This is a genomic window from Paenibacillus sp. PastF-3 (assembly GCF_029893135.1).
GTDB classification, from domain to species: Bacteria; Bacillota; Bacilli; order Paenibacillales; family Paenibacillaceae; genus Paenibacillus_AQ; species Paenibacillus_AQ nitricinens.
In genome coordinates this window covers 34,543-56,898 of sequence record NZ_JARXWM010000019.1, presented here as the reverse complement: position 1 = coordinate 56,898, position 22,356 = coordinate 34,543, and the positions used below count along the sequence as shown (strand labels likewise).

The following is a 22,356-nucleotide window of genomic DNA, read 5'->3' as shown; positions in this document are numbered from 1 at the left end:
AAGCATGAGCTTGAGCGCTGCCACCCGTTAATAGCCATAGGTAAGGGTTTGATGCAATCGCTCCCTTTTCCCCGGCTCCACACCGTACGTGAACCTTTCAGTTCATACGGCGTTCCATCTACTAGTCTACCTATTACACCCTATTTAGCTTACAAAGGCTCCTGAGTTGGTTCAGTTTTCTCAACTGCATTGCGTTGTGATTAAAATAGTGGAGATATTTCTTAATAGTCTCTTCGTTCGTCGCGTGTATCAGCCTATGAATGTCCCGGTGTACAATTGTAAGATTCTTAAAGTCATCTCCCCCACCAAGGTATGTAGGGGTTTTATGATGACAGTGAACGTCTGATGCTTGTAACGGGATTCCCGTTATGGCGCATCGTCCCTTCTGCATGGAGTAAACTGACAACCGATTGTCCATGTATTCAACGGATCGGTTAGGCAGTTTGGACCTCATAAGTATTACAATCTGTGAGTCCCATGCAAAATCTCGATCATTGTCAAACGGATTCGTGGATTGGGAGTAGTTCAAGTTCGGAATGGACTTGATGTTCCCTATTGGGAAGATGTACAAATCTCCGATCTTATATGTCCTCCTCGTGACAGGATAGTGTCTCCTGTAAGTCGCCTCCGGCGGCAATCCTGAAGGATATTCATAGGATGCGATGTTCTTAAGACGATACCTCAAGGTTTTCATGAGCCGGAAATCAAGGTCACGGAAAGCTACAGTCGCATGGGTAGCATACTTATAATAATAGTGCATACCCAAAATGATCGAGTTGTAACGATTGATGTTCTCCGAGCTCGCGTCCTTATGGATTGATTCAATCTGTCTCTTCAAAGTACCCTGCATTTGCTTGGTCTTCTTATCTGAGACATAAGTGAAAGCGACAATCTTATGCCCTTTCTTAGCGGTCTTGAACTTGTAGCTCAGAAATTCAGAACTTTTCTTCCGAAGGTTAATAACTCGGGATTTTTCCGGGGATATGTCGAGTTTCAACCTATCCTTTAAGAACTTACGGACCGCATGGAACCATTTGTATGCAGTCGTGCAATCCCGAGCCATTATCCTGAAATCATCAGCATATCGGACGATGAATCCTTCTTTCATATTGCTTCCGTCTCTCAATGCTCGGTACTTCTTATCGTTGCATGAGTAAGTATGGCGGGTTTTATCGAAAGTTTCCCATTGATTAGCTACCCAATGATCGAGGTCATTAAGAACCACGTTCGAGAGCAGCGGGGACAGGATACCACCTTGCGGAACTCCCTTGGTTGGGATGCCTTCACCCTTTATGGGGGCTTTGAGCATTTTACTGATGACTGACAGCACGCGCTTGTCCTTTATTCCAATGTTCCATAGCTGCTTGATAAGCAAATTGTGGTTCACGTTGTCAAAGAAACCCTTGATGTCGATGTCCACTGTATAATGCAGTTTGTTGATGTTAATCAACGTCTGCACCCTTGCTATAGCATGTCTAGTCGATCGGTTAGGTCGAAATCCGTATGAGTGATTGTAGAACTTAGCTTCGCAGATGGGCTGAAGAATATTCAGGAACATTTGCTGGACTAAGCGGTCTATGATGCTAGGGATTCCAAGAGGTCGCTTGTCTCCATTCGGTTTTGGAATCCAGACTCTTCTTACTTCCCGCGGGCGGTAGTTTAATACCGTTTCCCGCATGAATTGTATGAAATGGGTCTGATCCTGTTCTGCCATGTGTATGATCGTGTATCCGTCGGTGCCCTTGGTTTTGGAACCCGTGTTGGCTTTAATCATGCGGTAGGCCAAAAGGATATTTTTGTCGGAGATGATCATTTCCATGAGGTCTCTGAAATTACGCTTCCCGCTCTTACTCTGGGCGTAAAGGTCTTTTTGAATCTCCACTGATTCGTAGTATTTATTGCCTCTGGACGTCTTTGTGTTCATCGGTGTAGGACCACCCCCTAAGAGTGAATCCAACTCACCTTCTTACCCGAAGGATGAACTTTAGCAAGCTAGAATGTAGAATGGTGATCTGTAGACTTGGGGCTATCCCTCCACTGTGTTTCCACAGTTTCAACGGTACTGTGCCCCTACTTTCACAACAGCAAACACATTTCGGCTGAAGCCTTATAGTGACCCTTCCGGTGATAGCCGTTTGGTATGAAGGTCTGTTGCTTACAACGTTCCGATAGATTTAGCTGTACATATGCCTTTAGGTGCCTGCTTTGTACCCGTGAGCCTTATAGCCCCATTGTTGGCTATCCCGACTTTCATAACGAACAATCTTACTCATCGGTATCTCACCCCGCTTCACACGGTAGCAAGGGTTTCCCCAAGCTTATGCCTCTAGATACGTTCATTCGCAGGTTTGTCAGTCCCACCCTTGGGACATTCTCACCGTGGACATTTTATAGCGCCCCGGCATATCCCGATCCATATCTTTTCCTGGAGCGGGATACCCGCTCCATAAATGACTTAGGAGCGGTTCTACCGACTTTACCTAGCTTCATACCCATTGGACTATCATCTTACAGAGCATGTAGGAGTATTAGGCTGTTGGTTTTAGCTCGACATGGCGGCCTCATTCCCAACATCAATCTATCAGTTGTATCTCAAAAATCGAGACCAGCAATTTCGCTCCAAAGGAACTTATATGCTAACGTTTCGCACGTTCATGGCATTCATCTCCAATAGCTAGATCAAATTTATTTTTGAAATAACGCTTAAAGAGATCTGCCGGTGATACTTTTCGTGGAGCTGGACCTACTGGCTTTTTTGCTTGCCCAGAGTAACTGCTTTGATCATGATTTTTCGCCGTCCACAAGGAAGCATTGCATTTCCGCGTGCCCATTTCATAAACGGGTGTTTTTCTAATGGATCCATCCGATTGAAGTTCTTCGACATGTTGAGTTGCTTTCAAATAGGAAACCAGATTGGAACAAAATAGATTGTTTTTTCTTCGAGTAGGTTTCCCATGCTTATTAAAGAAATCTTCGTACTCCATCGGTACTAGATCTCTCTCTTCTTCTTTCATGAGTAAACCACCACAGTCCGGACAAACCCATCCCTTAAAGGCTGTTTTTGTAATAGGTTTATCCTCGCTACCTCCCTTTGGGATACAGGTATACGTACGATCTACCCACTTAGCTGCAGGAGCATTAACATATCCTAATTTGGCTGTATCCCTTGCAATAATATAGACCTCTATCTTTGTAGGAGCGGTCTCCATTTTTTCGCTATCTCTTAAGTGGATAACATCAACATAATTATTCAAAAACTGGACTTCAAATAACTCTTTATTTAGGAGAAGTCCGACTTCACGCTTTGTTTTCTCAATGAGATGGTTCGGAACCATATATATTACGCGGCCTCGCCCATGAAGAACTTCTGAGAGCAGTGCGAAAAAGGTAGCAATACTCATAGCCGTTTTACCGGTGCCTGGTTCACCAATAAGAAAAAGATTACGTGATTTACGTAGACCTTTAATCAAAGCAGTTACAAGGTGAGCTTGGGACTTAAACAAAGGCCGCTTAAAATGATTAAGAATCTCAAGCGGTTCATCTCTCCCTGGGTGATGGATCGGCACATACTCTTTATCCAAGCGCCGGATTAAATCCGCTCCGAACATGGATAAATAATCCCCTATGTTTTCAATGTCCATAAGTGTATTGAGTTCTCCCGCTCCTATAACCCCATTTTCTGTCTCAAGCTCTGCTTCGTTTCCCTTCTCTTGAACACCTGACTGCTGATCGTTGATCTCTAATAGCTCATCTTGGCTTTTTTCCATAACCGCAGGATAATTCAAATTAGACAACCTCCTGTACTTGTTCATCTTCTGTGAGTATTAATGCGCCAGTCTGAAGACCAAATGAAATACAGCCATCAAGCACATCTTCCTCAACCAGTAATTCATAAACGACCAATTCAGGATTATCATTTGAAAAATCATGTACGTTCAAAGGAACTAAGCCTTTACTTTTTATTAGCTGCTCATAGAGATAAGGTGTCCACTCTTCAAGCAATGGTGTCTCATAATACGAATCAATGGTCCAAAAAAGCTTCTCATGAATGTTCCCATCCCATGCGAATATGATATAGCCATCTTTTTGGCGTTCTAATACCTTTTCACTCACGACTAACCCAGTAACAAAAGTATCATCCTCGCGTAAAGACATATGCTTATATTTTCCGGATGGATAAACATAAAGTGAGCTCTTATCATAATCTTTTTCACCAATCCGTGGTGCATGAGATATTCGGAAGAAAACATCACTTTTCTTCCGAGAATGATGAAATTGAGCAAACATCGCCTGCACTCTGGAATCAATATCAATGACGTTTGCATACACCAACTCATTCTGTTGCTTTCGATCTTTCTCATTTACTTCACGGGTTACAATAATAGAAGTATGTGTTTTTACATAAATATCTTTATGCTTAAACTCCATGAATTTCATATTTTCTATTCCTCCAGATTCGTTCTTTTTTAGCTTTGAATAGTACGAATGTTGCCATACCGATCTACAATTTTAAAAGTAATCGTAAACTTTTCACGTTCGGTAATTACGGTTTCATTGTCTGTTACCTCGGTAGTACTAATACTCTCTTTTTTGACAACCCCTTTAAGAACATGAAGAAGTTTCCCACTTCCCACTTTTCCGTTCAGTTTTCCAGAAGCCATTCTAAGTACTCTGTGCATTTCTTTGTCTGGGAGGAGCGGCTGCAGTCGTTCTGCAGGCTTCTTAGGGGTTGACCATTCCATCCCTTTACGAGTGAGTGAAGATAGGCGTGATACCTCTCTCACATGATCTACGTCGATATGACTCGAGCGAAATAGCTTAGGGCTAATGTTTCCAGGAAACACTTTATATAGTGGGGCCTCTGCCATCGGAATACGTTGTAGTTCGCTTCCCTCAAGCATTAATCCCAAGATTCGCTGTACCTCATTCCTATCAATATATTTAGTAGCCCTCTTTCTTCCGATCGTATACACCTGATTGAAGGTATCGTCATGGGAGGCATATACACGGATATCATCCAAATTGGCCACCAAAATATTCACTATATCTTTGGTCATACGACCACGAGGGATATTAAATATTAGGATTCCATCCACAGCAACATAAGGAAAAAGCTGCCGAAGAAACCGTTTTTCTTTACGCTCCATCTTCGATTCTAACGTCTCGCTATCGTTATCATAGGGAGGATTAAGATACATGAGTCTAAAGGTGTCTCTGCTGATACGACACTCTTCATATCCCCCATATAGAGCGTAGTTCGCACGTTCTCGAAGTTCGAGATACTTCTCTTCATTGGGCTCAATCCCGAAGGTTACCGCCTCAGTGCCTTCTGTCATGACATTCAATGCATTTCCACTGCCGGCACAAAAGTCGGCTACAGAAAATGCGGATTTCGGAAATTGAAGAAGACTACGAATACACAGCGTATCCTGATCTTTAGTCTCAAAATTGCCCATTCTCACTTTGTTATGAATAACCCGGTCAAACATATCTTTCATCTGATTGGACGACATCTATTTCCCTCCTAATTTTTAGCCAAAAAAAAGAGCTGCAACATGAAGCGCAACTCTTTTAGGCATCCTGTTAAAGTAATCCCACACACCATCGCTACTACTAAGCCCTTGTTATAGGCACGGAAGTAAAACTGCAGTTACCGATGGATCACCTTCTAATGTCAGATACCCAGGGTTCTTCGAACCACTCACTCGGATCTGAACATTTTTGGTTTCTCGGTTGCCCAGAAGTAAAGCTTCACGTAGATACTTTCCATTAAATTTCATGACGGGGAAAGAAGCATTAGCATCTAAAATAGCTGTAGGAAATCCTTCTGTCAGTGCACTGTTTTTTGATTGAGTATGAACAACAAATTCTCCTGTTGTATCAACTTCAAGCGTCACACGATTATTTTGAGCATCCAGTGACAAAGCACGATAAAGTGTCTTATCCAGCTCCTCTTTAGATAAAGTAATCGTGATTCCCTGGTCTATCCCCTTAAAAGCTACAGAAAGATCAGGAAAAGTCGCATCAATCAATCTACCAAAATAGACAATGTTCTTATCTCTTAGGATTAAGTAAGTACTCGTTACTGCGAATTGAATCGCAACCGAGTCTTTTAATGAATCCACAATCTGTTTAAAGTTCTGTGCAGGGACAATTGAGGACAGAAACGTTTCCGGAGTATCTATAGGGATGTCCGAAACAAATCTACTAATCCGATGACGATCCGTTGCTTGGAATCCTAATTTCCCCTCATGATTATAGATATGTATACCATTCAGTGCGGGTGTTTTTTCATCCGTAGCTGTAAAAAGTGATGTAACAGCAGCTCTTCGAAGAGTCTCTAATGAAATAGGGATCATATCTGTTTTCCCCAAGACGGGAAGCGCAGGGAATTCATCAGAGTCTAAGACACTAAGATTAGCCTTACCACTCTTTCCATATTGAACATGCACTGATGATTCCTTTCTTGTCAGCGTCAAACTACCAGCAGGCAACCGCTTAATAAGTTCGATCCCTTCTTTTGCTGGGAACAAATAACTCCCCTTTACCCCGCCTGTATTTTTCACCTCCATCATCTGCAGCACGGATTGACTAACGTCTACAGCCGTGATGAACAGAGTATCACCATTCAAGTCAAACTTTATCGTTTGCATGATAGGGATAGCGCTCGATTTAGGTATAACCTTCCCGCAGATTGTTAGTGCATTCATGAGGGCACCGTGATCTACTACAAAAGCCATCTCACTCGTTACCGCTACTTCTTCTTTTTCATCCACATGATTTTCATGACGCTGCTCCAAAAGTATTTCCATTATTATCTTCCTCCCAGTTTTTAGGCACAAAAAAAGCCATGGAAAATAAAAAAAACATACCTGTGGCATGCTTCTTAATCTCCATGGCAAATTCTATGCCTGTTATTTTTTTATCCGTTAACCGGATATACTCCTTCACTCGCCGAAAAGGTAGACGGCGGTGAAAATAAATACCTTTCGTAATATCCGTATTATAACAGTTCAACGTCTTTACAATCAATATAAATGGTTCTCATACCTATAAAATAAAGATACCCTCTTTTTGAAGAAGGTATCTTTATTAATTTATGAGTTACCAATGATTCTCTTGGGTAGTTCTAATCCTTCCGGAATCGAAATGTAACAGCGCGTTAGAAGAAATCCAATACAATTGACCTGCATGCCTTCTAACAGACTGTACCCATTTTTAGTAGATACCAGTGAATATACATGATATTCTTTGAACTCTTCGAGAATCATTTTTAAATGTTGCTGTGTTAAGCCAGTCCATACATTCCCGAAAAAACTTTGATCGTAACTTACCCGCTTCACGAAAAGTGGATGTGTCACCGCTGTTTTGTTCGAAGATGGAGGTATGACTACGCTAGCTTTGTTAATGAATGTGTCAAAATGGTACTCGATAACCAACTCTTGTATCAAGGATTCTGTCATTTCCCCATAAAAGTTGAATAACCTTCCATGACAATACTCAGTTAATACAGTGATACCATCCATAGTACACCAGATCATAACATTCTCACTAACCTCTAAACCTCTTGACCGGAGCATCCCCTCACATATAAATCCAAAACGTCCTAACTCGAATCCAGAAGAGACTTGTGAAGCAAAATCGATCAGTTGACGCTTGGATTCATCGGCGGCTTGCTGGACACTGAGTGGATCAGTAGAGCGAGGTAGATATAGCGTGATTTCACTTTCACTTTCATTCTCTTTAATATCATAGTAGATATTTAATTTTTGACAGAGAGCACGAACGGCATGAACTGAAGGATCATCTATACCATAATCTATATGGCAAATCGACCAGTCCCCTTCGTGATAGGCAGAAACAAATGTTGTGAGAATGTCAGCTACATCTTCATCTACAATATCAAATCCGAATTTAAAATCAGCTGATAGGAACATTCTTTCTAATTGCTTTATATGTTCTTTACTTATATAAGTCTTGGGTAACTCTTTAATTTCTATATTTTCTATGGTCATTGACACTATTATCACTCCTGCTTCTTTTTATCACTCCAGCTTAAATCTCGTTTACAGATTCTTTTCCATTTCCGTTCGAATTACAGCTACTCGAAGCACCTATAACTCTTGACGAGAAATGTAATCAGGGATTGCCTGAGGAAGGGCGTTTGATTACCAACGCTCTCCAAAAAGAGGGGGAAAGTTGAGATAAAATCTAATAAAACTCAATCACTCTCAGTTCATTCACTACCAGTTTGATTTTTCTATCTCGAATAATAAGACGATACTTAAGCATCGAAGTTGAGCTATGATCAGTGTTGTCGCCAACTTCATATTCCCAGAATCCATCTTCATGCTCGCTTATGTTTCTAAAGATATCTTTCACTACATCCTTTTTCTTAACCAATTTTTTCAGTCTGGATATAGACAACGGATATCTAACAATCACGGGATACAATCTCGAGAATGGAACTAAATCCTTTATTAAGGTATTAGCATTTTCTAGTCCTACGTTATGAGCTGTATTGGTTTCCTGTGAGATATTAGAGCATAAACCCCGTTCTACCCTTTTATTTTTATCTGAGCTAATGCCAACAATCTTCATGACCATATTCAAAAGTGTCATCAGCGTTCACATCCTTTCATATTTACTATTTCAGTTGAGATCAATTGCACAGCTTATCACTCCATGAACCCCAGCTATGCAAAAGCGCTACCGGTCCATATGTACTCTTTCCGTCAATTCCCATATACAGCAGATATCGAATTCCTTCTACGGTACCTTTATAGTCACTCGGCTGTTTCTCATATTCTGAGTACAACATGATGGGTTTGATTTGTAGATCTTCAACCTGGTTATTCATGTTCATCTCTTGAGCTGCTGCAGTTCCTACGCAGATATCAATAATCTCTCCATATGTACTAACTAAAGCATAGATATACATGTTTTCCCCCTAGAATGTTCGATTATTTAATCCAGCAGCAAAAATTATTTGCTTGTCACAGAAGTAGCTTCTGATCCTTTTTATTCATTAACTCCAATCATTACGAAGCTTTTGTAATGATTCTGAAAAGGACTCACTCCCATCGAAAGCGTACGCCCATATTTCTTCACTAAACACTAATACCTCTCCGTCAACGGCTAAATGATAAAGGGTGGCGGATCCATCCTCGGTTGTATATTCACTACTCTCTTCATCCAAGGAACCATGCTCTTTAAGATAATTGGTAATGATGATTTCAACAGTGGATGTGAAAGGAATGAGTTCTAACCCATGAACAGTACAACGAGCAATACCACCATCGATGATTTGCAAAAGAAACATTTATATTCCTCCTATGACAAGCCCCTTTCACCGCGGGGACTGTCTTATACTTCCCCGCGGCAGGGAACAACAAAAAGAAGTGATTGCTTAGCAATTCACTCCTCTTTATCTCCTATCAGATGAGGTTAATTGACCCTCAACCTTATCTTTAATAGTCCACTTTAGCGGGGATCGTTAAATGATCTCTCTAATCAGGACTGTAAAAGTTGTTTATTAGTCAAAACGTACCGATTAAACTTTGGAACAAGTTGACTACTCCAGATTCAAGCTTTATCTCTTAAAATGGCAATATTGAAGAACGCATACTGTGTAATTCCCCAATACTCCTTGTTCTAATTGAGTTTTTATTGGTTACACACCGTCCCTGTGTAAACCGTGAATTCACTTTTCTAAAATTTCCACAAATACGTCTAGAAATCAAATGTTTAAATCGGACCTCGTTCCGACTCGATAATTGTACTTAAACAACCTCCTCGGTATATATACTAATGGTGGGGTACAGTCCCCTCCTTGCACTTAGAGCAAATAGGCTGCCACGATTGGTTGTTCTGGTAGTCTATTTGTCTCTCCAGAACTAAACATGCAGAATTTAAACTTTTCCAGACGAGAGATGCATATGTAAATTTTTGTACTAAGCCCTCGTTGTCCCTGTTATTTTTCTTACTCTAAGGATTTAGCTGTTTATGATTATTCGCTTCGTCATTACTGCCAATTTCAACATAATATACGCTAACGTTCCGTAGACGGTTTCCTGTTCTTCATCCTCTCCCTCGGTGATACTTTATTTCGGAGCGAAACCATGCAGCAACAGCAGCTCATATGTCGCAAGGATGCCATTAGAGTCGCCGTATCGCGTCTCGTAGTGCTGGAACATGTCGTGAAAAAGGCGGCGTAGGCCGATTCGGCCGGAAGGGGAGGCTACCGAGGCGCTGGCGCCGATCGCTTTTATCGCATGGAGAAAATCGCGCACCGTCGGGTACCGTTCGATGCGGACGTTTTGGCGGCGCCGCGGGTTCATAAACCCGGCTGCGGCCAGCATTGCGTTCCACTCCTTAGCTGTATGCAGCGGCAGGCCGTGGCGCTGCGGCTTCAAGCCCTGCGCACGGTAAGCGAGCTCGAATGCGGTATGCAGCTCTCGAAACGTCTCCAGGCATTACAGGTGAGCGTTACTCCTAGTTCTTTACACAAATCGTCATAAATCTGTTCTGTAGGATGCTCCTCTATGAAATGTCTTGTAAGAAATTCATACCATACCTGGTGCGTTAACCCGCGAGCTATAACAGCGAGGCAAGCAGATTGCTCCGTGAGTTCCCGCGCTACGCCGGCGCTGTACAAAACTTCGCACACCTTGTAATTGAGGCGATTGCTTCTTAAAATCATAATTCGCCGAACATACCACAGCCGTTTCCTCATCGACGACCATCACCTTTGCGTGCAGCATCCCTTTTTCGTACATGTAAATCTGTACCCGGCTTCCGTAGTAGGTACGGCTCCTATCTTAGAAGCCGGGCACATGCTTTATCCACGAGGCTTTGCTACGAGCGACGCAAGAAAAGAGAAAATGATCGCTGCTGAAACGCCGGCGCTCGTTAACTCAAAAATCCCGATGATGATGCCGATCCATCCATCCTGCTGCAGCTCCTGAAGCGCACCATGAACCAGAGAGTTTCCAAAACTGGTGATCGGGACGGTCGCGACGGCGCCCGCAGCTGAAAAAGACATCTTATCTTATATGAGAGATAATCAGGAAAGGAGGGATTGGGGCAATGACTGTAGCTACTCAGGTCAAAACTTGCCTGGCTTCGCTGAAAAGCACCCAGGGAAGAACCGCAATTCAAGGGCTTCTAGTCCATCCATGAACAAAACCGGAAGCAGATCCCGGCTAGGGCAGCAAATGATCCGCAGCTGTACCGCCGATGTACTGCTGCCGATCCGCAAGGCAGACTAAATGAAGAATGGTGTCGGATACACTGCCTTCCGCTGCCGCCTTCGTATCCTCCCGCTCTTCAGCCCCGCAAACCTTGCATACGCTGATCACGATTACTGCTCCTCGCGAAATTTTGCAGTTGCCATGCCTGTATCCCTCCCAAATCTTGCGCAGCTTGCTTGTCAGGTCGCCTCCCAAGCCAAGGCGCGCTGGTTGGCTCGGGAGGCTGAAGGCGCTAGGCAAGGCAGGGGTGCAAGTCTCGTTCGGCATGTTGCTGAACCTTTTGCGCGGCATTTGGGACTTATTTGCAAAGAAAATCGGCTGAATGGTTTTGGGGTATACGCATCGTCAAGTGAAAAAACGACCGCCTTCTTTTTAAAGCGATCGTTTTTTCACTTGCTGTTCTATTGATACTGCCGTGGCTGCAAATTCTGATTCTGCCAGCTCTGAGCCATTGGCCAGCCCGCATTCTGCACGCCGGCTTGTTGTTGCGCTGTTTGTTGAAGCTGAGAACAAATTTGCATCGCCTGCTGCATCTGCTGTATGGCAGTTTGATGTCCTTGCAGAACAGATTGAATGGTTTGAACCGCTTGACGTTCTTTCTGGGCCAGCTGATCCAGTTGGGCGGCGTTTTGCTGCTCCTGTTGCAACATTTGTTGATACATGTTGCTCGATTGCTGGGTTTGCTGGATCAACTGTTGAATAATCTGCGCGCATTGGCTTGCTTGCTGTGAAAGGTTTTGTTGATACACGATTTTTGACCTCCTTCAATATGGTAGGACTTCATCCCCCAAAGCTTATTATGTGCAAGCGCCCATTTTTCATGTAACGCCTATATTGTGATCTCACAATTCATTTTAATGAAACTGCACATCAATTTGCCGTTGGGTATCGGCTTTTAATTTCGGCATGCGAACTTCAAGGACACCGTTGCGGTACGTGGCTGTCGTTCCTTCCGTTTGAACGCGTGATGGCAAAGACACCGACCGTTGGAACCGTCCGACAAACCGTTCTTTGCGATGTATTTGTTCCTGCTTCACTTCATTCGCTTGCTTTATGGTCCCACTAATTGTAAGCATGTTTTCATCCACATCGATATGAAGGTCTTCTTTTTTATCCAAACCAGGGATTTCACAAGAAGCAATCACTTCATGTTCAGTCTCAAATACATCAATACGAGGGGTAGCAAATCCCAGACGCGCGCCTATTTCAGGAAAACCTTCGTTAAAAATTTTTTCCAAATCCCTTCTCCATAGATCGGTATTGCGAAACGAATCCCAAGGAATGAGCGGCATGTAAGTTCCTCCATTGTCACATTATCTTTTTTTTCAGCTTTATTTTGTACTCTTCGGAAAATATTATTCTTTGCTACCCTGCATAGTTGAATTGGAATATGCCTTTGGTCAGAAACTCCCGGCAATAGCCCCCGAAAAAATTTTTTGAGGGTTTGTTGTGTAGCCATTGGCATTTACAGCAATGTTACCGACAATTTTAAGTTGTTCCCGTAAATGTCGGTAATTGAACGATAACATTTGTGCCGACCTCCGAGCTTTCGAAATTCAAAGAGCCCCCCATTTTTGCGATCATAGCATGACTGAAACTAAGCCCAAATCCGATAGCGTCCGGTTTACTTGTAATAAACGGTAGGATGATTCGGGACTGCAGATCTTTTGGAATTCCTGCTCCTTGATCGCGAACAATGATGTGGATATGATTATCCGTAATGTTTATTCGGAGCGTTAAGACAGAACCTGGGGGACTTGCATCTAATGCGTTGTCAATGATTTCTTGCAGCGCCGCTCGCAGCAGCTTGGGGTCTCCTAACACAAAGCCGTTTCGCTCCGGATATTCCAAAGCGAAACGCACTTTTTTGTCTAGTGCTTGGATTTGTATACCGGGAACCCATTCCTGCATGAACGAAATGACGGAAACAGGAACAAATTTCAATTCGGAAGGCTTTCCAAAGAGCAAAAACCGCTGCAACGCTTTGTCGATCGTCTGAATTTGCTCATCGAGCAGCTTAAAGTATCCTGTCATTTTCTGATGAGGCGGAGATGCCGCAAATTGCAAAACGGAAACATGATCCTTCGAACTTTTTTCCAGAAGTTGAAGCGTCCCTTTGATTACCGCTAAAGGATTTAAAATGATATTGGCTGTGCCCGCCGCCATATGCCCAATCGTTTCCCTTCTTTCTTTCTCACATTGAATTTGCACGTACTGTTGAAAATCTTGGATATCGGCCATTAGAACAAAACATTCCCCTTTTAACTGAGGGTATACATAGGCGATCATGGATCGCACTTTGCCATCTAACTTCTCTTGTACGAGTACTCCCGGGTAATTCTTTTTATCCTGCAATACTTGCCCCACGATCGCTTGTATTGCCGAGTGTGCAGGGAATTCTTCTTCGGGGGTTACTGAGTACCATGTGTTCATGGTTGTATTTAACCATAAAATTCTGGCTTCTGAATCAACGACAGCCAGTCCAATATCCATTTGATCGGAATTCATAAGGAACTCTACGATTTGCTTCATCTCTATTAACGTCCTCCATTTGCTTCCTCCATTAACTCCCTTCCCGGCCACTTATCATGTGCAAACTGCAGTAAACAAGCGAGCGAATTTCTCGTCACGAAGTGGATGGGTTATGAATAAAATTAAACCCACTTTCAAAGAAGTTATTAAATTCGTTGTTACAGAGCGACGGGAAACGATACGGTGAAAGTTGTACCTTCACCAACCTCGCTTGCAACCTCAATATTCGCATTGTGATACTCTGCAATCTGATAACAAATGGATAGCCCGAGACCCGTTCCTGTCTCTTTCTGCGTAAAAAAGGGTTGTCCGATCTTTTGCAACAATTCTTGCGGAATTCCAACCCCGTTATCCCTTATGCTTACTTTAACCCATTCATCGCATCGCATTTGTTCGATCCAGACAGTTCCCCCTTCAGGCATCGCTTCAATGGCATTCTTAATCAAATTAATAAATAACTGTTTGATTTTATTTCCATCGCACCGGATCTGCACGGATTCCTTGGTTGGATGAAAGTGAATTTCAACATTATGTAAAGTGGCCTGCGCCTGAAGCAGCACGACGATATCCTGAATCAGCTCGGAAAGATCATGCCGCGTCATGTTCATCTCTTGCGGTTTGGCTAAGGCCAGCAGTTCATTTAGAATAAGTTCGATACGAGTTAATTCATCCTTCATAATATCGTAGTACTTACTTCCATTTTCGTTGCCGGCGCTTAACAATTGCAGAAATCCTTTCAGCGCGGTAAGCGGGTTTCGAATTTCATGCGCAATTCCCGCGGCCATTTGACCCGCTATGGATAATTTGTCTGCCTGATGAGCAGATTGCTTGGCTGCATCAAATTCGGTAATATCGTGCATGACACAAATGCCGCCCACAATTTTATTGTGAACAATGATCGGCTTCCCATGACAGAGAACGAGGCGATGCTCGCCATTCGACTTTTTAACGACCATTTCCAGATCGCGGAAACTTTCGCCCCGATACGCCCGATAAAGCGGGACGCGTTCCTTGCTCAACAGCGTTTTTCCATCCGATTCATACAATCCGTATGTAGAACTCCAGTGTTCGGGAGAAAGAGGTATCTGTACGAATTCGTGCAATTGTCTTGCGGCTCTATTCATGCTTGTCAATATCCCATTTTCATCACAAATCACAACGCCGACATCCATCATTTCGACAATACCACTCATGACACGTTCTTGAGTAGCCAGGACGTCTTCCAGCGTCTTTCGGCTCGTGATATCTCGAAAAACCTTAACTATTTCACGAACATTGCCCGAATCGTACCGTAGCGTGTTGCTTACGACCTCCACCCAAACAAAGGAGCCGTCTCTTCGACGTAATCGCAAAATGTTGACATAACCGTCTTCATTCATCCACTCTTGCGAGTTGTCCAATTTTTCTATATCGGGAGGATAGAACAGTTCCCAGACAGGTCTTCCTATCAATTCCGTCGCATCATAACCCAGCAATGGTTTGCACGCCGGCGATATGTAGTAGATAATGCCATTGATATTCAGTGTAGCAATCATTTCCCCCGTGTGGTCCGCTAACAAACGATACTTTTTCTCGCTGTGCTTCAGGGCCTTTTCCATACTGGATTGCAGGGTAATATCCCTTGCGATGCAATGCAGCCCTACGAGTTCATTCTGAATGAAATTCGGGATATGCAATACGCTGAATTTTAATATTTGGCCGTCTTTCGCTTCAATTGAAGTTTCCATTTCAAACCGGGCATTGGTATACGTTTCCGTCACGTGCTCCAGACTTTTCCAAATGATGTCTCCAAGTGTTCTTTCCAATTCGTATAAGTCATAGCCCAATAATTTCGTGCAGGCGCGGTTCACATAGCTGATACTTCCATCCAACATGACGTCGTAAACAAGATCGGAATGATTGTCAGCAAGCATTCTGAATTTATCCGCGTATTCCTCGTTCAATTCAACAAGCCTTTTGCGATACGTGATCTCCTGAATCTGGATCAAGAATATCCTTTCCGGATATTCCTCCACTTCGATGATCGATAGGGTTGTCGTTCCCCATTTGTGTCTGCCGTCAAGACAAATATAACGATTTTCCATTTCGACATAATCGGAATTACCGCCTAACAAGTCATTGATGGATCCGTTATATAATGGAACGTCTTCCGTATAAATGATATCATGTATTCTCATTCGCAGCAGTTCTTGTTCTGTATAGCCCAGCATGTTGCATAGCGAGCGATTGACCATTTCCACTTCCCCGCCGAGCCGAACCATAGCTTTTCCGACAAGTGTATAATGAAATGCGTGGTGGGCGACAGGATGCGAAAGCAAATCTGAAATATCCATTGTGCAAGTAACCTCCGACTGTGCAATAAGCGTATAGTTGCATACGTAACGTTCTTCTGTTAAGAACCTATGTATGTACTCTATTATATAGGTCATTTGTAACAGTTGGAACAAGATTCCGAGACCAACTTAACTTGGAGTCCCCGAACGCTAGCCATGGAAACGGAACCGACTTGTGATCTGCGAAAGAGCCGCTTCACCACGCACTTCATCATCCGAATTCTTACGAAAATAAGACGGAGGCCGGCAAAGTTGCCAGCCTCTATGATCAAGTATACACAAGTAATCACACCTTCAATTGATTCGTTATTCAGTGTTCACGATCTCATATCCCGGAAGGACAGGAAAGTATGTCCATTTGCTCTCGGTTTCGACTCCGTTCGTCCTGGATCAATTGACATAACGTACTCGCCAATATACGTCCAGCCGTTCTTGGCGCGACCAATCCAGGTAAACTTGGTGCCAACAAGGCCTTGATTCCACGTTTTTCGGCAAAACGAAAATCAGTCCCACCAGGTTTGGAAGCCAAATCAATAATGATAGCGTGATGCGGAATACGGGTTAAAACACGAGAACTAAGAATATGCGCCGGAACTGTGTTAAAAATAATATCCACATTTACGCCTTCATCGTACAAATCTTTCGTATTAAACGGCTCAATCCCCATCTCCCAGGCACGTGCAAACTCCTCCGGTTTCTGCACACCCGCTTTGACGCGTGCCCCCAGGCGGTGAAGCATACCGGCTAACGTAAGACCGATTCTCCCCAAGCCCAGCACCATACAACGCGAACCATGTATGGTAATGTCCGTATGTTGAATGGCCATCATTAAGGCGCCTTCCGCAGTGGGAATGGAATTGAAGATGGCAACATCGTCCCTGCTGAATAATTCAATCAGATCGATCCCCAGTTCCGCGCAAAGGTTCTTCAAGTAGGACTTGGCTATGCCAGTATAGACTTTTGCGTGTTTCGGCAAGGAAGACATATATTCCTTGTTCAGCAATAGCGTTTCAGCTGAAAATGAAGATTCTACTCTGCCATGGTCGTCTGTACCGACAACCGGTAATATCAATATGTCCGCTTTGCGAAGAACCTCCTTCGTAAGCTTGGAATAATGGACTTCATGAAGTTGTTCGTGCAAATCTTCAAAACCGATTACCGCAACATTTGCATCCAGGTCAGTGAATGACCGAATGATTTCAAGATGCCGGGCATCGCCTCCAAGGAAGACAATATGCAGACCCGTTAACAAAAAATCCCCCTACTTTCCTTAAGAATGGACTCAACAATTACCTGCCCCCGCTTACCATCTTTAAAAGCGCATCTGCTCCTTTCATTCCAGGGCGAATTCCGCGTAATTCCGCCTCTGTAGTAACCATATCGAGTGGGGCATCCAGCAATTGCTTATGGTTCGCACCCCGGTTGCGCGTCCTGCGACAATGCGGCGATCGTTTAATTTCTCATTTAACAAACGGATATCCAGCGCGCCGCACATGATATATCCGTGATCGGTTGTGATGGCAAGAAGTGTTGTTTTGGGCAGGGCGACCTCGATACTTATAACCTGATGACCTTCCACTTCAATCGGTTTCATCATGATCATCTATGATGCAGCTCCTTTTTTTCTACACTATATGCCGGGCGTGATATTTGCACCATAGACGGTAGCCCAAATCCGATATTACTTGTCTTCGTTGGAAGCCTTCTCCCCTTTCGCCAGTGGAAACTGGACTTCGATTCAATTCCATGTAACTTTTGAGATTTATAACAAAGGAGACAACAAACGCGCCGCTTGATCAAGCATGCGCTCGGAAGAAGTACGATGCATATGATCTTCCAAACGATATGGAGTAGCCTCGGCGAGATCCCGTTCGAATTGTTCCGTAAGCTCCCGGGCCACATCGGAATGATACATCACTGCACACACTTCGTAGTTTAAACGGTAACTACGGAGATCGTAGTTGGACGAACCCACTTCGGCAATCTCGCCATCGATAATCATGACTTTCGCGTGCAATACCCCTTTGTTGTACTGAAACACATCGATCCCTGCTTCCACGAGTTCGCCATAATACGTACGGCTTGCAGCTCCTGCAACTTTAGGAATCACTTGGCGCGGCACCAGTAATCGCACTCGAACGCCACGCGCCGCGGCTGTTTTGATGGCCATCATGATATCCGCATCGGGTATAAAATAAGGGTTGGTCACGTCGATGGTTCGGGTCGCCTGCGTCAGGCAGATGAAATGCATTTCCCGAATGACCGGAGTAGGCAGCCCGGGATTGCCTTCGAATATCTGTATATAGACGTTATGCGAATCCTTGGACGGGGAAGCTTTTCCCATGAGGGTGCCTTCCATCGTTCCCAGCTCCGATCCCCATTCCCATCCGTATCCGGATCGTTCTGTTTTGCCGGATAGAAATGGATGAATGGCTTTATCGTCTGAAAGTTGGGCCGATTCAGGGATAAATTTTGCCTTTCTCGTTGAATGGAGCATGTCCGGTGACGCCATTTTCCAGTGAGCCTCAAAAACGGCTTTCACATCATCCGCTGTTTCGCCGGTTAACCGCATATGAGTGTCGCGCCAAAAACCGACATCCGGCTTCATTCCAGTATACTCGTCCCCAACGTTGATTCCTCCCATGAAGGCTTCCTTTCCGTCGACGATGACGATCTTGCAATGATCCCGGTATGTCAAGTTGGATAGTACCCAGGGGATTCGCAAGGGAAAGATGGTCCTGCATTCAATGCCTGCTTCCATCATCCGGCGAACCGCATGTTTGGGAAACGACCGGCTTCCCCAGCCATCCCTTATAAAACGAATGTTCACACCGGATAAAGCCCGGTCAATCAGCACATCTGTGATACGTTTACCGATATGGTCATTCCGGTATATGTAATATTCCAGATCGATTGACTTTTGTGCGGCCTGAATTGATTGAAGGAGTTTTCCGTAGGTTTCCATCCCGTTCGTGAGGATTTGGACGGAACCGGTTCGAAGGCCACTGACAGACAAAGGTTGCAAAGCCCGAGCGATAACAAAAGCGGAGTCACCACATGCTGTAGGCAACGCTATTGGGTTATTGTGCGAAGAAACGAGCTTGTCCCGCCGCATTTGCACAGGATTCGTGACGAACAGGTAACAAACGAATCCGATAATCGGTAATACAAGTCCGACTGATATCCAAGTCAACGCTTTGGCGGGGCGTCGCACCTCCCGAACCGCAATGATGATCAATAGTGCCGTATTTACTAGCCATAATCCTGCTATCCATGCCAAGAAAATCAGCCTCCCAATCCAGTCATCTACGAGGGAATAAAGGGGCAGCCATGCCGAGAAGAGATCGGCATGGCCCTTTATTAGAAACCTTTATACTGCGGTTCTTCCTGTTCAATTTGTTGTAACCGTGGAGTGACCTGGTCAATGATGTTTTGTGTCTGTTGCGCTGCATTTGTGAAAGTGGTTTTGGCCTGTTGGTTTTGTGTGTTTAACGCAAACTGTTCAAAGCTGGCCTGCGCGCTTTTTAATGAAGCTACAGCTGTTTTCACTTGAGAAGCTACCGTCACGTTGATCACCTCCTGAAATGGCATCCATATGTAATATGTCAACCTGTCAGAAAATTAATGAATGGTAAAATTTGATGATTGGCTATTGTCAGGGGTTAGAGTCTTCCTGAAAAGACTTACCGCAATCTATGCCCTTCTTGGCAATGCTTGAAGCCAGCAGGTACAGCCCTACATAGATTAGGAAACGAATATGTATGTTTCCAGTGAACGGGGTGGTATAAATCGGCCATTTGTGAGACCGGCTCGGCCACAAAAGCGGAAAATCCCCCAAATAGGAGAGCTTTGAACAACGGATGTATGCCAGACTTGTACTGGTGTAAGAACATAACCGTGACGGGAAGAAGTGAAAAATTCCATGGAAAATTGGCCGGCATGAACGGTATGACTTCCCAGTGATAATGCCAGAGTCCCATGGCAATCCCAAGCTGGTCCAACCACGATGTCACGATAATCATCGTAAACCCGGATAGGAGAAACTGTCCCGTAGCTCTCTTATCCCGAAATCCGATCCAAAATAGCCAGGGGCATATCGATAAACCTACTCCAAACCACCATTGCCGCGTAAACAGTACGTGAGTGCGCCAAATGTCAGTCATGTTGCGGTGTGCTTCAACAATCAATTGATAGGCTTGTTCGATTGCATGATGAATCTGATTTTCGTCCACTGATATGCCACCCCTTTCCGTTATCCGCTTACCGATCATTTTTCATCCGATATGTGCCTGTTTTATATACGCGAGTTTCCATACAGTATATTCGACGTTACAAATACGCCGACCGGCGGCAGCGAAGTTGAAGGCGGTTGCGGTGGGATATAGCCGCTATACCCCGCCAAGCTTATATCAGTTGTCGCTACCCAGGTTCCATATTCGCCCGCCTGTAAAGAAGAGGGTAGCATCCGCAGACGTCCGGTGAGAACCAAATGCCGAAGTTGAATCTTGACATCGTCATAGATGGTTAATTGGCCGGAGTAGGCGGCGTAGGGGGAATGAAACATGATCTGCTGCGTGCTTTCATTCCAACTTCCTTCAATCGGAATCGGCGTTCCGCGAAATTGGATGGTGCCTTGAATTTGCTGGTCCGGCAAAACACGCATCACTAGTTTGCCCCACACAACCGGTCTTCCGGCGACAGATGCATGAACTCCCCATATGGAAAAGGGAGGTAAACTCTTTGTACTTGTTTGAGCCGCAACGGACATGATTCATCACTCCTCAAAGTTAGATCACGTCATTATATGCGTCCTCGGAAAAAATGCCAGTCACTGGGCAAGAATTCTTTGCAGATAACCGAACATGATCAAGTAAAAGAAGATGGACTTTCTCTTATACTGGTTGTTTCTTAATGCAGACAGGTTTCGAACAAAATTGTTTCAACCCATCCCAGTTGCCCCAGATGCAATTTTTACATCGATTTGGTTGTCTTGGGGCAGAGGTAGTCCAGTTTTTAATGCTTGTACTGAATGTTGGTAACATGCAGGCATCCGCCTTTCCAAATTTATGCAAACAGCATTTAAGTTGTCCAGAAACGAATCATCCTATGCAGTTATCCGCATCGTGAAAGTCCGCTTGGATTTGATCCCATCTACCCTTGTCCCCTGCATACAAATATCAAAGGCCGGAGCAACCCATTTTGGGCAACAGCCGGCCATTTGGTCCTATTTCGCAGGCATTCTACCGATGGCTCGAATCGCAAACATTTTTCACACACCGATTCTCCCAGTTGTTGCAGAAGTCCTCATATACTTGCTCTACGCCACAGTCGGATAGCATGTGCCTGGCCAAAAAGTCATACCAGAACTGGTCGAAAGACAAGGGCATCCGGGTTCCATATTGGGAACGAAGGGTTACATAGCGGTCCCAGATTTTGATTCGGAATGCTGCCAATTCATCACATCGCTCCATGTCGGTTCGCCTTTAAGCGACGCTGGTGTCGCTGGATATTTCTGACGTTTTCGCTTTTTCTTCGGAGAGCTTTTGAAATTGTTTCGCCCTTTCCAGATGAAAGGTACGTAATTGTTCGTGATACTGAGCCATTTTCATGTGCCAATCGTACATTTGCCTGACATAAGCGGCCTGGTCATGCGTATACATGGGCATTACCTGTTTGATAAACTGCATTTGAAAACATTCCTCCTTGGGTTAGGTAAAGTTGAACTTACAGCATTAGTCTATGGCAGGCGCATAGAAGCGACAACGGCATCCGCCCGGTTTCCGGTCATTTTATCGGGTTGGTTGTCTATATACAGGCGGAAACACAGCCTTTTGGGGACCTGACTCCTATGATGCATAAAGGATATGAAAATCGGAATAATATCAGTTGCATATTCTGAAAATGGCGAATGAAAAGGAGAAATTATGGAAAAAAGCGAACTTAAATCACAATTTAAACAGCGAATCAAAACGACAAGTAACAAATCTCCAATAATCTTGGATGGAAAGGCAAGTGAAAATGTTCCAACCGAGCCGAGTTTAATGGAGCGAACCAAAGAAGTGATGGAGAATATAGGAACCGAAATAAATAGCGTCTGACAGTATATGGCTTTTATAGCTTGGTCAACGTAACCTTTGAGATTATCGATGGGGACATTCCGTACAGATTGGAACAAGTAAATGTTTCTCATAATCAAAACCGGCCGGTTAGGGATCGCCCTGACCGACCGTTACAGTGTA

General features: G+C 44.1%; 23 protein-coding genes and 3 pseudogenes. 1 reads left to right on the top strand and 25 read right to left on the bottom strand.

Annotated features, from left to right (window positions below; genetic code table 11):
* Positions 1-133 precede the first annotated feature (133 nt).
* The 25 genes and pseudogenes from ltrA to M2444_RS27245 form a co-directional block, all read right to left on the bottom strand.
* On the bottom strand, positions 134-1,924 hold the full coding sequence (ltrA, locus tag M2444_RS27365; protein ID WP_280788538.1) for a group II intron reverse transcriptase/maturase: 1,791 nt from the start codon (positions 1,922-1,924) through the stop codon (positions 134-136).
* A 712-nt stretch (positions 1,925-2,636) separates the two neighbouring features.
* The gene (locus M2444_RS27360) at positions 2,637-3,785 is read right to left on the bottom strand and encodes a Cdc6/Cdc18 family protein (RefSeq protein WP_280788537.1); all 1,149 of its coding nucleotides are present in this window, start codon (positions 3,783-3,785) and stop codon (positions 2,637-2,639) included.
* A 1-nt stretch (position 3,786) separates the two neighbouring features.
* Complete coding sequence (locus M2444_RS27355) at positions 3,787-4,437, bottom strand: hypothetical protein (RefSeq protein ID WP_076179615.1); 651 nt, start codon at positions 4,435-4,437, stop codon at positions 3,787-3,789.
* 29 nt (positions 4,438-4,466) lie between these two features.
* Positions 4,467-5,513 carry a DUF6094 domain-containing protein gene (locus M2444_RS27350; RefSeq protein ID WP_280788536.1) on the bottom strand — a complete coding sequence of 349 codons (1,047 nt, stop codon included), beginning with the start codon at positions 5,511-5,513 and terminating at the stop codon, positions 4,467-4,469.
* 111 nt (positions 5,514-5,624) lie between these two features.
* Entirely contained in the window at positions 5,625-6,812 is a 1,188-nt protein-coding gene (locus M2444_RS27345) for a DNA polymerase III subunit beta (protein ID WP_280788535.1), read from the bottom strand.
* Entirely contained in the window at positions 6,784-7,032 is a 249-nt protein-coding gene (locus tag M2444_RS27340) for a hypothetical protein (protein ID WP_280788534.1), read from the bottom strand. The genes M2444_RS27345 and M2444_RS27340 overlap by 29 nt, the downstream gene beginning before the upstream one ends.
* Before the next feature lie 65 nt (positions 7,033-7,097).
* Entirely contained in the window at positions 7,098-8,021 is a 924-nt protein-coding gene (locus M2444_RS27335; protein ID WP_280788533.1) for a hypothetical protein, read from the bottom strand.
* 190 nt (positions 8,022-8,211) lie between these two features.
* The gene (locus tag M2444_RS27330) at positions 8,212-8,622 is read right to left on the bottom strand and encodes a hypothetical protein (RefSeq protein ID WP_280788532.1); all 411 of its coding nucleotides are present in this window, start codon (positions 8,620-8,622) and stop codon (positions 8,212-8,214) included.
* Between the two features lie 40 nt (positions 8,623-8,662).
* Positions 8,663-8,941, bottom strand: a complete 279-nt coding sequence (locus M2444_RS27325; protein WP_280788531.1) for a hypothetical protein — start codon at positions 8,939-8,941, stop codon at positions 8,663-8,665.
* An 87-nt stretch (positions 8,942-9,028) separates the two neighbouring features.
* The gene (locus tag M2444_RS27320; protein WP_280788530.1) at positions 9,029-9,322 is read right to left on the bottom strand and encodes a hypothetical protein; all 294 of its coding nucleotides are present in this window, start codon (positions 9,320-9,322) and stop codon (positions 9,029-9,031) included.
* Between the two features lie 781 nt (positions 9,323-10,103).
* Positions 10,104-10,361, bottom strand: a complete 258-nt coding sequence (locus M2444_RS27315) for a hypothetical protein (protein ID WP_023559076.1) — start codon at positions 10,359-10,361, stop codon at positions 10,104-10,106.
* Between the two features lie 257 nt (positions 10,362-10,618).
* Positions 10,619-10,814 (bottom strand): annotated as a pseudogene (locus tag M2444_RS27310) (phospholipase D-like domain-containing protein); the annotation flags it as partial.
* Between the two features lie 26 nt (positions 10,815-10,840).
* Positions 10,841-11,029 (bottom strand): annotated as a pseudogene (locus M2444_RS27305) (SpoVA/SpoVAEb family sporulation membrane protein); the annotation flags it as partial.
* A gap of 175 nt (positions 11,030-11,204) precedes the next feature.
* Positions 11,205-11,360, bottom strand: a complete 156-nt coding sequence (locus tag M2444_RS27300) for a hypothetical protein (RefSeq protein WP_159067864.1) — start codon at positions 11,358-11,360, stop codon at positions 11,205-11,207.
* Between the two features lie 293 nt (positions 11,361-11,653).
* The gene (locus tag M2444_RS27295; protein ID WP_023559073.1) at positions 11,654-12,001 is read right to left on the bottom strand and encodes a hypothetical protein; all 348 of its coding nucleotides are present in this window, start codon (positions 11,999-12,001) and stop codon (positions 11,654-11,656) included.
* A gap of 105 nt (positions 12,002-12,106) precedes the next feature.
* On the bottom strand, positions 12,107-12,544 hold the full coding sequence (locus M2444_RS27290) for an Hsp20/alpha crystallin family protein (protein WP_054943631.1): 438 nt from the start codon (positions 12,542-12,544) through the stop codon (positions 12,107-12,109).
* Positions 12,545-12,740: 196 nt separating this feature from the next.
* Positions 12,741-13,784, bottom strand: a complete 1,044-nt coding sequence (locus M2444_RS27285; RefSeq protein ID WP_127600890.1) for an ATP-binding protein — start codon at positions 13,782-13,784, stop codon at positions 12,741-12,743.
* A 158-nt stretch (positions 13,785-13,942) separates the two neighbouring features.
* Positions 13,943-16,117 (bottom strand): PAS domain-containing protein, encoded by a 2,175-nt coding sequence (locus M2444_RS27280; protein WP_280788528.1) that lies wholly within the window; start codon positions 16,115-16,117, stop codon positions 13,943-13,945.
* 325 nt (positions 16,118-16,442) lie between these two features.
* Entirely contained in the window at positions 16,443-17,369 is a 927-nt protein-coding gene (gene dpsA, locus M2444_RS27275) for a dipicolinate synthase subunit DpsA (RefSeq protein WP_054943629.1), read from the bottom strand.
* 37 nt (positions 17,370-17,406) lie between these two features.
* Positions 17,407-17,720, bottom strand: a pseudogene (locus tag M2444_RS27270) (YunC family protein).
* Positions 17,721-17,879: 159 nt separating this feature from the next.
* Positions 17,880-19,397 carry a phospholipase D-like domain-containing protein gene (locus M2444_RS27265; protein WP_054943628.1) on the bottom strand — a complete coding sequence of 506 codons (1,518 nt, stop codon included), beginning with the start codon at positions 19,395-19,397 and terminating at the stop codon, positions 17,880-17,882.
* A gap of 80 nt (positions 19,398-19,477) precedes the next feature.
* Positions 19,478-19,684 carry a DUF1657 domain-containing protein gene (locus M2444_RS27260; protein WP_029197844.1) on the bottom strand — a complete coding sequence of 69 codons (207 nt, stop codon included), beginning with the start codon at positions 19,682-19,684 and terminating at the stop codon, positions 19,478-19,480.
* 116 nt (positions 19,685-19,800) lie between these two features.
* A complete protein-coding gene (locus M2444_RS27255; protein WP_245237779.1) occupies positions 19,801-20,349 on the bottom strand; it encodes a CBO0543 family protein in 549 nt (182 codons plus the stop codon).
* Between the two features lie 62 nt (positions 20,350-20,411).
* Positions 20,412-20,885 (bottom strand): hypothetical protein, encoded by a 474-nt coding sequence (locus tag M2444_RS27250; protein ID WP_280788527.1) that lies wholly within the window; start codon positions 20,883-20,885, stop codon positions 20,412-20,414.
* Between the two features lie 715 nt (positions 20,886-21,600).
* On the bottom strand, positions 21,601-21,804 hold the full coding sequence (locus tag M2444_RS27245; RefSeq protein WP_054943627.1) for a hypothetical protein: 204 nt from the start codon (positions 21,802-21,804) through the stop codon (positions 21,601-21,603).
* Between the two features lie 237 nt (positions 21,805-22,041).
* On the opposite strand from M2444_RS27245, the gene M2444_RS27240 reads away from it, so the two are divergent.
* Positions 22,042-22,215 (top strand): hypothetical protein, encoded by a 174-nt coding sequence (locus M2444_RS27240; RefSeq protein WP_153784608.1) that lies wholly within the window; start codon positions 22,042-22,044, stop codon positions 22,213-22,215.
* Positions 22,216-22,356: the final 141 nt, after the last annotated feature.